At 66.6% G+C, this 13928-nt stretch carries 13 protein-coding genes and 1 tRNA gene; 6 read left to right on the plus strand and 8 right to left on the minus strand.

The window, feature by feature from the left end; translation table 11 throughout:
* Nucleotide 1 precedes the first annotated feature (1 nt).
* Both WB508_RS08090 and WB508_RS08095 read right to left on the minus strand, forming a co-directional pair.
* Nucleotides 2–71: transfer RNA gene (locus WB508_RS08090), tRNA-Leu, on the minus strand.
* Nucleotides 72–544: 473 nt separating this feature from the next.
* Nucleotides 545–1825: a DUF445 domain-containing protein gene (locus WB508_RS08095; RefSeq protein ID WP_423844377.1), complete on the minus strand. Its 1281-nt coding sequence runs from the start codon at nt 1823–1825 to the stop codon at nt 545–547.
* Nucleotides 1826–1876: 51 nt separating this feature from the next.
* Between WB508_RS08095 and ypfJ the strand changes: the two genes are divergently transcribed.
* The 3 genes from ypfJ to hrpA are packed head-to-tail and all read left to right on the plus strand — an operon-like array spanning nt 1877 to nt 7149.
* Entirely contained in the window at nt 1877–2785 is a 909-nt protein-coding gene (gene ypfJ / locus WB508_RS08100) for a KPN_02809 family neutral zinc metallopeptidase (protein ID WP_423844378.1), read from the plus strand.
* Between the two features lie 3 nt (nt 2786–2788).
* On the plus strand, nt 2789–3541 hold the full coding sequence (locus WB508_RS08105) for a CPBP family intramembrane glutamic endopeptidase (RefSeq protein WP_423844379.1): 753 nt from the start codon (nt 2789–2791) through the stop codon (nt 3539–3541).
* Nucleotides 3542–3546: 5 nt separating this feature from the next.
* On the plus strand, nt 3547–7149 hold the full coding sequence (gene hrpA, locus WB508_RS08110; protein WP_423844380.1) for an ATP-dependent RNA helicase HrpA: 3603 nt from the start codon (nt 3547–3549) through the stop codon (nt 7147–7149).
* 3 nt (nt 7150–7152) lie between these two features.
* Here the strand turns inward: hrpA and WB508_RS08115 are convergent, their stop codons facing one another.
* The 5 genes from WB508_RS08115 to WB508_RS08135 are packed head-to-tail and all read right to left on the minus strand — an operon-like array spanning nt 7153 to nt 10848.
* Nucleotides 7153–7515, minus strand: a complete 363-nt coding sequence (locus WB508_RS08115) for an FKBP-type peptidyl-prolyl cis-trans isomerase (protein ID WP_423844381.1) — start codon at nt 7513–7515, stop codon at nt 7153–7155.
* Entirely contained in the window at nt 7499–7894 is a 396-nt protein-coding gene (locus tag WB508_RS08120; RefSeq protein WP_423844389.1) for a DUF952 domain-containing protein, read from the minus strand. Before WB508_RS08120 ends, WB508_RS08115 begins: the two co-directional genes overlap by 17 nt.
* Entirely contained in the window at nt 7819–8268 is a 450-nt protein-coding gene (locus WB508_RS08125; RefSeq protein WP_423844382.1) for a MarR family winged helix-turn-helix transcriptional regulator, read from the minus strand. The genes WB508_RS08120 and WB508_RS08125 overlap by 76 nt, the downstream gene beginning before the upstream one ends.
* Before the next feature lie 34 nt (nt 8269–8302).
* Nucleotides 8303–9520, minus strand: a complete 1218-nt coding sequence (locus tag WB508_RS08130; protein WP_423844383.1) for an acyl-CoA dehydrogenase family protein — start codon at nt 9518–9520, stop codon at nt 8303–8305.
* A gap of 14 nt (nt 9521–9534) precedes the next feature.
* On the minus strand, nt 9535–10848 hold the full coding sequence (locus WB508_RS08135; RefSeq protein WP_423844384.1) for an acyl-CoA dehydrogenase family protein: 1314 nt from the start codon (nt 10846–10848) through the stop codon (nt 9535–9537).
* A gap of 157 nt (nt 10849–11005) precedes the next feature.
* On the opposite strand from WB508_RS08135, the gene def reads away from it, so the two are divergent.
* Entirely contained in the window at nt 11006–11611 is a 606-nt protein-coding gene (gene def / locus WB508_RS08140) for a peptide deformylase (RefSeq protein WP_423844385.1), read from the plus strand.
* Here the strand turns inward: def and WB508_RS08145 are convergent.
* Nucleotides 11577–12407: a TrmH family RNA methyltransferase gene (locus tag WB508_RS08145; RefSeq protein ID WP_423844386.1), complete on the minus strand. Its 831-nt coding sequence runs from the start codon at nt 12405–12407 to the stop codon at nt 11577–11579. The two genes, def and WB508_RS08145, sit on opposite strands and share 35 nt — an antisense overlap.
* 18 nt (nt 12408–12425) lie before the next feature.
* Here WB508_RS08145 and WB508_RS08150 point away from each other — a divergent pair, with 18 nt between their 5' ends.
* Together WB508_RS08150 and WB508_RS08155 are read left to right on the plus strand one after the other, a co-directional pair.
* Entirely contained in the window at nt 12426–12953 is a 528-nt protein-coding gene (locus WB508_RS08150; RefSeq protein WP_423844387.1) for a YbhB/YbcL family Raf kinase inhibitor-like protein, read from the plus strand.
* Between the two features lie 75 nt (nt 12954–13028).
* A partial coding sequence (locus WB508_RS08155; RefSeq protein ID WP_423844388.1) for an HNH endonuclease occupies nt 13029–13928 on the plus strand: 900 nt, incomplete at its 3' end.

The following is a 13928-nucleotide window of genomic DNA, read 5'->3' on the forward strand; positions in this document are numbered from 1 at the left end:
AGGGGGGACTTGAACCCCCACGCCCGTAACCGGGCACTAGCACCTCAAGCTAGCGCGTCTACCATTCCGCCACCCGGACGAGTGGTGCGTCACCCCGCGAGCGGGGCAGCAATGAACTCTAGCAAACCGCTGACGTGGTTCCGAATCGTGTCAGCCATCTCACGCGGCCGTGGTGTGCGATCTCGATCTGAGTCTGCAAACATGGAAGAAGCCCCGGGAAAGTATGAGTTTCCCGGGGCTTCATATCGGAGAGCGTGATGGTCTCTCCATCCGGGAAACTCCTTCTCTCCCGCCAACCGCATCACCGGCCGACCGCCTTTGGCTTGCGCCGCTGGCCATGGGTTCGAATCTGTTTCCGTTCCCGCATTTCCGAAGAAGTGCGTGAGACATTTCTATGCCCTGGGCCACCCCGGCGCAAGAGCTTTTTCCAACCTTTTCCGGGTAATTCTCGTCGTCCACAGCCTTACCCACAGACTGTGGGTGTTAGCCCACAGATCGGCCATCGTTACCCACATCTTGTCCACATCGACGACCTGCTGCACGGTCACCACAGGTGCGCCGCGGTGTGGATCGTGAGTCCCACGAGTCCGCCCACCAACGTTCCATTGATGCGGATGAACTGTAGATCGCGACCTACGTGCAGCTCGATCCGCTCGGCTGTCTCTTTGCCGTCCCACCGGTTGACCGTGACCGAGATGACGGTGGCGATCTCGGTGCCGTAGTTCTCGATCACGTAGGCCGCGGCGTCGCTGATCCGCGCGTCGATGCGGGTGGCCAGCTCGGCGTCGTCCATCAATCGGTGACCGAACAACTCCAGCTCCTCCAGAGCGCGCCGGCGCATCAGGCCCGAGTCGTCGTGCAGAGATCCGATGACCGCGCGGCGCAGCGCGTCCCACAGGCTGATGGAGGTGTGCACCACGCGGGGCTGCGCCAGCATGCGCCGCTTGAGCGCCTCGAAGCGCTCCATCGTCTCGGCGTCGTGCTGCAACGCTCGTGCGAGTTCTTCCAGCCACGTGTTCAGGGCCTGTCGGGCCGGGTGGTTGACCACGCGGCTGATCTCGCCCACCCACTCCACGACCTGGCCATGCACCCAGGTGGAAACCCGTCGATCCACCCACTCCGGAGTCCAGGTCGGAGCGCGATGCTCGATCAGCGCGGCGACCTCCCCCTCGTGGTCGGCCAGCCAACGACCCAGCTCATCGAGCACGAGGTCGACCAGTCCGACGTGGGCGCCGTCGGCCAGCACCTCGTCGAGCAGCTGACCCATGACCTCGCTGAGCGGCTCGTCGACGAGCCGAGGGATCAGTGCTTGTTCGATGACTGTCGCGACGTCGCGCTCCTGCACGTGTGACAACGCGTCAGCCAGTACCTGCGCTCCCTCGTCCACGATGCGCTTGGCGTGGCCTTCGCTGGTCAGCCACTCTCCCAGCCTCCGGCTGACCTGGGCCGAGTCGATACGTTCGCGGATGACCTCAGCACGCAAGAAGTTGCCGGCGACGAACTCCTCGAGGCTGGCACCCAGAGCGGCCTTGCGATGCGGGATGATGGCCGTGTGCGGGATCGGCAGACCCAACGGGTGCCGAAACAACGCCGTGACAGCGAACCAGTCGGCAATGGCTCCGACCATGGCTGCTTCGGATGTGGCGTTGACGTAGGCCCAGGCGCCGTCGCGTCCGTGGGTGAGGATGAAGACGACAGCAGCCAGCAGCAGCAGGGACAGCGCGAGGGCACGCATGCGGCGCAATCCGCGAAGTCGGGCAGCATCAGCCTCGGAGAACTGCAGGCCGAAATCGATGTCGGTCGGTGATGAGTCGATCTGGGTCACGCACTGACAGTAGGGCCAGCAGCCGTCGTACGCCTGCGTAGACTGCTCGCCATGAGCTTCAACGAGGGAGCCTCGCTCGACACGAGCCAGGTCTCCGGTGGCGGCGGGGGCGGGCGAGCCGGAGCAGTCGTCGGCGGTGGCGCCGGTGGCCTGATCATGCTCCTGATCGCGGTGTTCCTGGGTGTGGACGTCAGCGGCGGAACCGGGGCCAATCCCTTCGACACCAGCCAGCTCAGCCCTGGCGGTTCGGAGGCCTCCAGCGTCGACTTCTCCCAGTGCAAGACTGGCGCCGACGCCAACCGTGACGACACCTGCCGCGTCATCGGCACGGTCAACAGCGTGCAGGCCTACTGGACCGACGCACTTCCAGCGGATCTGAAGCGCCAGTACAGCCAAGCCAAGACCGTGCTCTATTCAGGCTCGACCCAGTCAGCCTGCGGCACCGCCTCCAATCAGACCGGTCCGTTCTACTGCCCCTCGGACCAACAGATCTACATCGACGCCAGCTTCTTCGGCGAGCTGACGAGCCGGTTCGGCGCTGATGGCGGCGCGTTGGCCCAGGAGTACGTCGTCGCGCACGAGTACGGGCACCACCTGCAGAATCTGTTGGGCATCCTGGCCAAGGCCCAGGACGGCAAGACCGGACCACAGAGCGGCGGTGTCCGCGTCGAGCTGATGGCCGACTGCATGGCCGGGGTGTGGGCCAATCACGCGGCGTCCACCGAAGATGCCAACGGCCAGACGTTGCTGGAGCCGCTGACCCGCAAGGACATCGATTCCGCGCTCTCAGCCGCATCGGCTGTCGGCGACGACAACATCCAGGAGAATCTCGGCGGTGGCCGGGTCAACCCAGAGACGTGGACCCACGGGTCCAGCGAGTCACGCCAGAAGTGGTTCATCGCCGGCTACGAGAGCGGCAACGTCAACGATTGCGACACGTTCGCCACGAACGACCTCTGAGTCGTGTCTGAGCGCAGACACCTCCGGGCCGAGGTGTGGATCGTCCTTGGCTTGTCGCTCGGCGCGTCCGGCGTCTACTCGCTGGTCAGCCTGATCCGCAAGGCCACGCTGGCAGGTGGTCTGCGCGGGCAGACCGCGACGTTGAACGCCGCGCGGGACAATCGCGAGGCGTTCGACTTCATCTACCAGGTCCTCGCGATCGGGTTCGCCCTCGTGCCAGTGGCCCTCGCGCTGTACCTGCTGTCCCAGGACGACGTGAAGGAGCGGGTGAGCCAACGCCTCGGTCTGGATCGCGCGCGGCCGGGCTTCGACCTGCTCTGGGGCGCCGGTCTTGCCGCCGCGATCGGCCTGCCCGGCCTCGGGTTGTACGGACTCGGCCGGTTGGCCGGCATCACGACGCAGATCATCCCGGCGCCGGACGTCTCGTACTGGTGGACCGTCCCGGTGTTGATCCTCGCGGCGCTGCAAAACGCAATCGTGGAGGAGGTCATCGTGGTCGGGTACCTGATGACCAGACTCCGCCAGTTCGGCTGGACCACCGGCGCGACGATCGTGACGTCAGCGGCACTGCGCGGCAGCTACCACCTCTACCAAGGCATCGGGCCTGGCATCGGCAACTTCGTGATGGGCCTGGTCTTCGGCTACTGGTTCCACCGCACCCGGCGCGTCATGCCCTTGGTGATCGCCCACACGATCCTCGACGTCGTGGCGTTCGTCGGCTATCTGCTGTTCGCCGACGCACTCGGGCTGACATGAGCGGGATGAGGATCCGATACGACCCCGCCCTGCCGATCACTGAACGCCAGGCGGACATCGCTGCGGCGATCCGCGACCACCAGGTCGTCGTGGTCGCGGGCGAGACCGGCTCGGGGAAGACCACCCAGCTGCCCAAGATCGCCTATCAGCTCGGCCACCGCTCGATCGCGCACACCCAGCCGCGGCGCATCGCCGCTCGCAGCGTGGCCAAGCGGATCGCCGAGGAGTGCGCGGTGGAGCTGGGTGCCGAGGTCGGCTACGCGGTCCGGTTCGACGACCAGACCAGCGCCACCACCGCGATCCGCTTGGTGACCGACGGGCTGCTTCTCGCCGAGCTTCAGCGCGACCGCCAGCTGTCCCGCTACGACATGATCATCATCGACGAGGCGCACGAGCGATCGCTGTCGATCGACTTCCTGCTCGGCTACCTCAAGCAGCTCCTCCCCCGGCGGCCAGAGCTCAAGGTGGTCATCACGTCGGCGACGATCGACGTCGAGCGTTTCGCGGAGATGTTCGGCGCGCCAGTCATCGAGGTCAGCGGACGTACCTTCCCGGTCGAGATTCGCTACCGTCCGCCAGCCGAGACCGGCGCCGACGACCAGCTCGACGCCATCGCCGAGGCAGTCGCCGAGCTCCCGACCGGCGGCGACATCCTTGTCTTCTTGTCCGGCGAGCGCGAGATCCGCGATGCGGCCGATCATCTGGCCAGCAAGAAGTACCCCCACACCGAGATCCTGCCGCTCTACGGCCGGCTAGCTGCCGCCGACCAGCAGAAGATCTTCAGCAATCATCCGGGCCGGCGTATCGTGCTCGCGACCAACGTCGCAGAGACGTCGCTGACCGTGCCGGGCATTCGCTACGTCATCGACACCGGGGTCGCCCGCATCTCGCGATTCAGCCAGCGACTCAAGGTGCAGCGGCTTCCGATCGAGCCGATCTCCCAGGCCAGCGCCGCCCAGCGCGCCGGCCGGTGCGGGCGGGTGGCGGACGGCATCTGTATCCGGTTGTTCTCCGAGGAGGACTTCGACGGCCGGCCGGCGTTCACCGACCCGGAGATCCAGCGGACCAACCTGGCCTCGGTGCTGCTGCAGATGGCCTCGCTGGACCTCGGCGACATCAAGGACTTCCCATTCCTCGACCCGCCGGACTCCCGCGCCGTCAGCGACGGGCTCAATCTGCTCTACGAGCTCGGCGCACTCGACCCCGCCCGGACTGGAACGGGCCACCGCCTGACCAAGATCGGTCGACGCATGTCGACGCTACCGACCGATCCCCGGCTCGCCCGCATGTTGCTGGCGGCCGACCGTCTCGGTTGCCTCGCCGACGTGCTGGTCATCGTGTCAGCCATGTCGATCCAGGACCCGCGCGAGCGACCGCTGGAGAAACAACAGGCAGCCGACGAGAAGCACCGCCGGTTCCGCGAACCCGACTCGGACTTCTTGTCATATCTGACGCTGTGGCGCTACATCCGCGAGCAGCGCGACGAGCTGTCGAGCTCAGGCTTTCGACGACTGTGCCGCGAGGAATACCTGCACTGGCTCCGCATCCGCGAGTGGCAGGACGTGCACTCCCAGCTGCGCCGCACCGCGAAGGAACTTGGTTTGAAACCTGGATCGATCGGAGCAGACCCGGATCTGATCCATCAGGCCCTCCTGTCCGGTCTGCTGTCACACATCGGGCTGCGAGAGCTGGACGGACGGGAGTTCCTCGGCGCGAGGCAGGCCAAGTTCATGGTCTTCCCCGGATCGGGGCTGGCGAAGAAGCCGCCCCGCATGGTCATGGTCGGCGAGCTGGTAGAGACCAGTCGGCTGTGGGGCCGCACGGCGGCGAAGATCGACCCCGCGTGGGTCGAGTCCGCCGGCGAGCATCTGATCAACCGGTCGTACAGCGGACCGCACTGGTCCTCAAAGCGAGGCTCGGCCATGGCGCACGAGAAGTTGCTGCTGTTCGGGGTGCCGATCGTCGCGGATCGGCTGGTGCACCTGAGCCGCGTTGACCCGGTGGTGGCGCGAGACCTGTTCATCCGCCATGCACTGGTGCAGGGCGAGTGGCGCACGCATCACGCGTTCTACGACGCCAACCGGCGCATGATCGCCAGCGTCGAGGAGCTGGAGGAGCGCCTCCGGCGCCGCGATCTGCGGGTCGATGACGACACGCTGTACACCTTCTACGACCAGCGGATCCCGACCGAGGTGGTGTCGGTTCGACACTTCGACAGCTGGTGGAAGAAGACTCGGCACGATCAGCCCGACCTCCTGACATTCGATCCGGCGATGCTCCATCACGGCACCGGCGGCGCTGAGGACGAGTTCCCCCGCGAGTGGCGCTCCGAGGGCGAGACATATCCCCTCACCTACGCGTTCGAACCCGGGCTGGACGACGACGGGGTGACGGTGGACCTGCCGCTCGACCGGTTGCTCACGGTCGACGAGCGCGCGTTCGACTGGCATGTGCCGGGCCATCGCGTCGAGCTGGTCACTGCGCTGATTCGCTCGCTCCCCAAGCGGCTGCGGCGAGAGTTCGTGCCCGCCGGTCAGTTCGCTCCTCAGCTGGTGGCGGCCATGGACTCGACGGCTGCCGACCTGAGCGACGAGCTGGCCCGTCGAATGCGCTTGTTGAACGGCACCGTGGTCAGCCCGGAGGATTTCGACTTCGCCGCACTGCCCTCCCACCTGCGGGTCACGTTCCGCGTCATGGAGAACGGCACGGAGATCGGGCGTGGCAAGGACCTGGCCGTGCTACGCGACGAGCTCGCCGGCCACGTGCGAGCTGATCTCACCACAGTGGCTCGTCGCGAGGAGCGGTCCGGAATCCGCACGTGGGATGTCGGCAGCCTCGAACCGACGATCACCGCAGGTCAGGTCACCGGCTTTCCCGCCCTCGTGGACGAAGGATCATCGGTGGGGCTGCGCATCCTGGACACCGCCATCGAGCAGCAGGTTGCGATGGTCAAGGGTCAGGCACGCTTGCTGTCCTTCGCGCTGCCCACGCCCGTCACACAGCTGGGGCGGTCACTGGATCTGCACGCCAAGCTGCTGCTCTCGACCGGGCCGCATCGCGACGCCGCCGAGGTCATCGAGGAGTGCTGGCTGGCTGTGCTCGAGGAGCTGCTGGTGCACCACGGCGGACCGGTCTGGGACGAGGCATCGTTCGCGCTGCTGTGCGACGTCGTGCGAGCCGACGCCTATGAGCAGACCCAGCAAGCCGTTCAGAGCGTCCTGATGGTCTTGCGTGCACTCGGTGACGTCACTCCCCTGCCCGCGACGGAGGCGGGCGAGGACGTGCGCGTACAGCTGTCCTGGCTGGTGTATCCCGGATTCATCCGCGACACAGGAGTCGACCAGCTACGTCGTGTGCCGCTGTACCTGCAGGCGGCGAGCAAGCGGCTCGACGCGACGCTGACCGACGACCTGGTGGCTGCGCAGGACCTGGAGGCGCGCTTTCACGCCGGCACCGCTGATCTGAGCCCATGGGCTCGGCTCTCCCCCGACGTCCAGCACGTGCGGTGGGCGCTGGAGGAGCTCCGACTGAGCCTGCTGGCCCAGCATCTGCGCACGGCGTTCCCGGTGTCGATCAAGCGCGTGACCGCCCTCGTCGACGCCCTCTGAGGATCAGCCGACGCCAAGCAGATCGATGACGAAGATGAGCGTCTTGCCAGAGAGGCGGTGTCCGCCACCGGCGGGACCATAGGCGAGCTCGGGCGGGCACACCAGCTGGCGGCGACCGCCAACCTTCATGCCGGGAATGCCCTTCTGCCAGCCGCCGATCAGCTGGGGCAGGGGGAAGTTCGCGGACTGGCCGCGGTCCCACGAGGCGTCGAACTGCTCGCCGGTGTCGAACTCGACACCCACGTAGTGGACGTCGACGACGCCACCGGGCACCGCTTCGGGGCCATCGCCCTCGATGATGTCCGTGATCTGCAGCTCGGCGGGCGCGGGGCCCTCGATGAAGTCGATTTCAGGCTTCTGAGTCATGCCAACGATCCTTGCACACGACGGCATCGAGGTTGATCGGGCCGTAGACGTGCGGAAAGCTCAGCGCCTGACCGGGCACCTCATCGAACTGCCACGGCGACGTCAGCAGGTCGGTGTCAATCGTCAGGAGCAGCAGATCTGGCACGTCTGCGTAGAACCTCGCACGCACTCCGTCGGTCTGCTCGGCCCGAGAGCAGTGGATGAAACCCACCTCCTCGAGCGTCGCTCCCCGGGTCGACACCCGGTACTCCCCTGAGGCCACCGCGGCGCTCCAGTCAGCCGGCAGCGCCAGGTGGAAGATCCTCAGTCCAGCTCCTCGGCCGAGTTGTTCAGGCGTGCCATCGATCCGGAGAACGCTTCGATCTCCTCGTACGACCAGTCGGCCAGGATCCTGCCCAGCCGGGCACGCGAGGACGCCCGGTACTCAGCCAACGCACGAGCTGCCTCGGGTTCGGCCGCCAGGAGGTGTGCGCGACCGTCGTCGGGATCGGGTACGCGCGAGACCAGGTTCATCCGTTCCAGCGAGGCGATGGCACGGCTCGCGGTCGACTTGTGCACGCCCAGCGTCTCGGCCAGCTCGCTGCCGCGAATACCGTTCACGGCGTCGCAGATGATGATCAGGAACAGAAATGTTCCGTAGTCGAGCTGGGGGTGGATTTTCTCCAGTCGTCTCAACGACTGCACGCGGACCCTCCGCACGAACCGCGCCAGCTCGACGTCAAGATCGACGAGGTCGGGCAGGTCGCGGTTCATGCGGCCAGTCTAGGGATGCCGGAGCGTGGAGTGCTCAGCGCAACTGCGAAGAGCTGAGCTCGAGCAGACGGCGAGCGACGATCAGCTGCTGGATCTGCTGCGTGCCCTCGAAGATGTCGAGGATCTTGGAGTCCCGACTCCACTTCTCGATCAGCTCGGTCTCGCTGTAGCCGAGCGTGCCGATCAGCTCGACGCACCGCAGCGTGATCTCGTTGCCGACCCGGCCCGCCTTTGCCTTGGCCATGGAGGCTTCCATGGAGTTGGGCTTGCGGTTGTCCGCGAGCCACGCAGCCTCCAGGGTGAGCAGCAGAGCCGCTTCCCAGTCAGCCTCCATCGCGATGTAGGTGGCTGCTGCGTGCGACTGCGACGCGAGCGGTCGGTCGTAGTCGATCTCGACACCAGCCTCGTGCAGCAGACGCTTGGTGTCCTCGAGGGCGGCACGGGTACAACCGACCGCCATCCCGGCGACCAGCGGACGGGTGTTGTCAAAGGTCGCCATGGCGCCGGCAAAGCCTTCTTTGGTGTCGATCTCTGGATTGCCCAGCAGGTTCTCGGCGGGCACGCGACAGTTCTCGAGCACGATCACCGCGGTGTCCGAGGCGCGGATGCCGAGCTTGTGCTCCAGTCGCTCGACCCTGATGCCCGGGGTGTCCTTGGTGACGAGGAATGACTTGATGGCAGCGCGGCCCAGCTTCTTGTCCAGCGTCGCCCACACGACGACCGAGTCCGATCGCTCGCCGGCCGTGACATAGATCTTCTCGCCGTTCAAGATGTAGGCGTCGCCGTCCTTGACCGCCGTGGTCGTGATGGCTGCGGAGTCGGAGCCGAAGCTCGGCTCGGTGATCGCCATCGAGGCCCAGGTGCCCTTGAATCGCTCGAGCTGCTCGTCATTGGCCACCGACGCGATGGCCGAGTTGCCGAGCCCTTGCCGTGGCATCGAGAGCAGCAGCCCCACGTCGCCCCAGCACATCTCGATGATGGACAGCACCGAGGACATGTTGGTGCCGTTCTTGACCTTCGACTTGTCCACGACTTCGTCGTCGCTGCGGCGAACGCCAGCGGCGCCTGCGCCCTGGCCGGAGCCGGAGTCGCTCATGCCGTCGATCAATGAGGCGAGCAGGTCGAGCTCTTGCGGGTAGGTGTGCTCGGCGAGGTCGTACTTGCGCGAGTTGGCGCGCAGGAAGGTGTCGGCGACGTCATTGGCCTGCTTGATGAACGCCCGGAACTTCTTGGGGGTCTCGAGATTGATCATGATGTGGTCCGCCCTCAGACGAGGACTGCTCCTTCCATGAGGCCGACAGCGCGCAGATCGCGGTACCAGCGCTCGACGGGATGTTCCTTGACGAATCCGTGACCACCGAGCAGCTGGACGCCGTCGGTGCCGATCTTCATGCCGTACTCCGACGCGAGCCGGCGCGCGAGGGCGACCTCGCGCGAGAAATCCTTGCCCTGCTCGGCGCGGGAGGCGGCCTTCAGGGTGACGAGGCGCATGCCCTCGAGCTCGATCGCGATGTTGGCCACCATGAACGCGACCGACTGGCGGTACGCGATGGGCTCGCCGAACGCATGCCGTTCCTTGACGTAGGGCTTCACGTAATCCAGGACGGCCTTGGCTGTTCCGAGCGCAAGGCCAGCCCAGGCGAGTCGCGAGAGGCGGATGCACTCGCGGTAGTCGTCGATCGATCCCTCGCCGAGGATCGCCTCGGGTGTGACGTCGACGTCCTCCAGCACCAGCCTGGACAGTCCGGCGGCTCGCAATCCCATGCTCGGGTCGTCCTGGATGCTCAGACCGGTCGTGCTCGACTCGAGCAGCACCAAGGTGGGCGAGCCGTCGATGTCCACGGCCACCACGAACAGCTCGGCTTCCCTGCCCCGCACGACGGCAGACTTGAGGCCATTGATGCGATATCCGGTGTCGGTCTTCTCGGCGCGGGTGCGCAGCTCGAAGGGGTTGAACAGCGGGAACGGCTCAGCGACCGCGAGCGCCGCGACGGGAATGTCGTCGCTGGCAAAGGCCGGCAGGTACGTCTGTTGCTGCTCGTCCGAGCCCCACAAGGAGATCGCGGTCGCCACAGCGGCTGGGGCGAGGCATGCCACGGCTTGGCCCATGTCGCCGTCGGCAAGCGCCTCGGCGACGAGGACACCCGTGACAGCCGAGCGCTCTTCGGTCAGCCCGCCCAGCTCCTCGGGGATGTTGAGCAGGGTGAGACCGAATTCATTGGTCTGCGCCAGCACTTCCTTGGACGTGTTGTTGGCCGCCTCGGCGTCGCCGGCACCTGGACGCAGCACCTCGGCAGCGAATTCGGAGAGAACCTCGACCATCATCTGCTGGTCTTCGGTGGGCGTCAGATCGAACACGCCGCCGCTGTGGGAGCGCTTCAGTCGTTGCGGTGAGCCTGACCCCTTGACCCGCTTGAAGGTGCGTCCGGCAGATGCCGCGACCTGGAAGCCACCCTTCGTGCCGTGGTACACAGCCCGTTCGGTGGTCTTACGCAGCTTGAACTTGTCGATGGCTGGCGAGCTGGCAATGCGATTCAGCACCGCCAAGCCAATCGCCATGGGGTCTTTGCTGGTGGCCACGGGGACTCTCCTCAGGAAGCGGATGCGCGTGCAACTGACAACGCTCAATGTAACTCAGAGTTACACGACCGCATACTGATGGTATCCGACATCACACGTACGCTGCGGACTCGACCACGCGTCGTGGCCTGCCCGCACCGGTCGGTAGGCTGACGCGGTGCCTGAGAGCGAACAGTCCCGCCCCCTGCCTGCGGGCGGATCCGTCCGCCCCATCACTCGGTGGGGAACGCCCGTGATGCATCACGAGCTGGCCGAGGTCACGGTCTTCGACGACGACCTCGCCACGCTGGTGGCCGACATGGTCGCCACGATGCATGCCGCCCGGGGTGTGGGGCTGGCTGCCAACCAGGTCGGAGTCAATCGCAAGGTGTTCGTCTTCGACTGCCCCGATGACGAGGACAACCGGGTCACGGGCGTCGTGTGCAATCCCGTCCTGACCCTGCCGTCGGGCAAGGATCGTCAGCTCGAGACAGCCGACGAGGGCTGCCTGTCGTTGCCGGGTGCCTTCACCGAGTGCGCTCGCCCCGATCAGTCGCACGTGACAGGCGTCGACCACACCGGCTCGCCAGTGGAGTTCCACGGAACTGGACTGCTGGCGCGCTGCCTCCAGCACGAGACCGACCACCTCTTCGGCACCGTCTTCGGCGATCGAGTGCCTGAGCGGGCGCGCAAGAAGCTGAACAAGCAGCACCAGGAGGTCGCCGACGGCTATCCCGACGACTGGCCCATCACGATCCTGGTCGACGAGGACGCGCAGGAGTAGGACGCAGCTGCCAGCACGCCACGGCCACCGATGCTGCTGCGTTGAGCGAGTCGATGTCGGCGGACATGGGAATGGTGACCCGCAGATCGGCACCGTGCTCCCAGCGCTCGGTGAGTCCGTGCCCCTCGGACCCGACGATCAAGGCGAGTCGGTCGATGTCGTGCGGGACCTCGTCGATCGCGATGGCTCCCCCGCCGACGGTCAGCGCGCAGGTGGTGAATCCGGCCATCCGCAGTACCTCTGGTGCCGCGTACCAGTCGTCCAGGCGAGCGTAGGGAAGCCGAAAGACCGCTCCCATCGACACCTTGATCGCTCGCCGGTAGAGCGGGTCGGCACAGCGAGGCGACATCAAGATCCCGTCGAAGCCGAGGGCTGCAGCGGAACGAAAGATCGCACCGACATTCGTGTGGTCGGACAGGTCCTCCATCACCACGATGCGGCGAGCGTCCGACAAGACATCGGCGACCGGGGTGGGCGCGGGCCGTTGCAGCGAAGCGAGCGCTCCACGGTGGACGTGGAATCCGGTGAGACTCTCGATCAGCCGCTCGGACAACACGAAACAGGGAGCGTCCGTGGTGGCCAGCACGTCGGCCAGACTCTCCTGCCATCTCGGTGCCATCAGGAAGGACGCCGGACGGTGGCCGGCCTCGACAGCCCGCCGGACCACCTTCTCACCCTCCGCCAGGTACACGCCGTGCTCGGCCTCCAGCTTCTGACGCAGGCTCACGTCCCGCAGATGGACGTAGTCGGCGAGACGGGGATCGTTCGCATCGTCCACTCGTACGATCTCTGCCACCGGGCTAGCCTAGCCAGCATGAGCCTTGAACGACCTGTCACGCCCGATCCGTATCCGCTGCTTCCGACAGTGCCGTCCTTCACGGTCACCAGCGAGGACGTTGTCGATGGCCAGCCGCTGGCCGACGCACACGTCAATGCCCACGGCGACACGTCGCCGCACCTGTCATGGAGCGACGCGCCCGAGGGCACCAAGTCCTTCGTCGTCACGTGCTTCGACCCCGATGCGCCCATCGTCTCGGGCTTCTGGCACTGGACTGCCGTCGACATCCCCGCTGACGTGTCCGAGCTGGCCACCGGTGCCGGCGCGTCTGACGACACCTTGCCCGGACCGGCCTTCCACGTGCGCAACGACGGGGGCGGACACGGTTTCATGGGAGCCGCGCCGCCCGAGGGCGATCAGGTGCACCGGTACTACTTCGTGGTCCACGCGGTGGGCGAGGATCGCCTCGGCGTCGACGGTGACGCCTCCCCCGCCGTGGTCGGCTTCAACCTCGCGTTCAAGACGCTTGGTCGGGCCGTCATGCACGCCACCTACGCGCACTAGTCGCCTCCTCGACACGGTGCCGAAACCGTTGCGCTGCCGGGAAGAAGTGTCAGTGGTGACGGCTAGGTTAAAAGCATGTTCGAGGACGCATCCGGCACCAGTGTGCTGGCCCGGGTGCGTTCGCACGACTTCGATCCCCGTCCGCTCGAGGCCGGATACGAGCGCATCGAGGCCATCACCGCGCTGGACCGGCTGATCCGCCAGGCGCAGGCCGAGCAGACCGTCCAGGTCGTCGCCCTGCATCGCGAGCGGTCCCAGATGATGGGTCTGGGCGATCCCGATCCTGGGCTCACCGTGGCCGGCGAGGTTGGCATGGCCCGCAACATCGGACCGGCCGTGGCCGGACATCAGCTCGCCGTCGGTCTGGGTCTGGCCCGACTCCCTCAGGTGTTCGAGCTGTTCAAGATCGGCGTCATCCCCGAGTCCGTGGCTCGGGCCGTGGTGCGCGAGACCGACGCCCTGGACGTCGAGGACCTGGTGGTCGCGGACGCCGAGATCGCTCCCTTGCTGCCCGGGTGCACCACCATCCGCGCCGACCGCGCCGCCGCACGGGTCGTCATCGGGCTCGACGCTGACGCCGCCCACGAACGCGCGGTCAAGAACCGTGCTGGCGCCCGAGTCGAGATGCGCTCGGACCCCGACGGAGTGGCCGAGCTGTGGGTCCGCGGACCGGCCGAGAAGATCACCGCCGCCTACCAAGCACTCGACGCCTGGGCGGTGGGCCTGCGATCAACCGGCGATCCCCGCACTCGCGGTCAAGTCATGGTCGACACGCTCGTCGAACGCGTCACCGGACTGGCATCAGCCGACCACATCGACGTCGAGATCCACCTCGTCATGGACGCACCCACCCTGATCGGCGACGGTGACACCCCCGCCGAGCTCATCGGTCACGGCCCCATCACACCCTCGGTCGCTGACGACCTCATCGCCACCGCCCGCAACGCGTCGGTCCGCCGGCTGCTCACCGACCCC

Origin of the sequence: Aeromicrobium sp., from assembly GCF_049586495.1 — a bacterium.
Taxonomy (GTDB): domain Bacteria; phylum Actinomycetota; class Actinomycetes; order Propionibacteriales; family Nocardioidaceae; genus Aeromicrobium.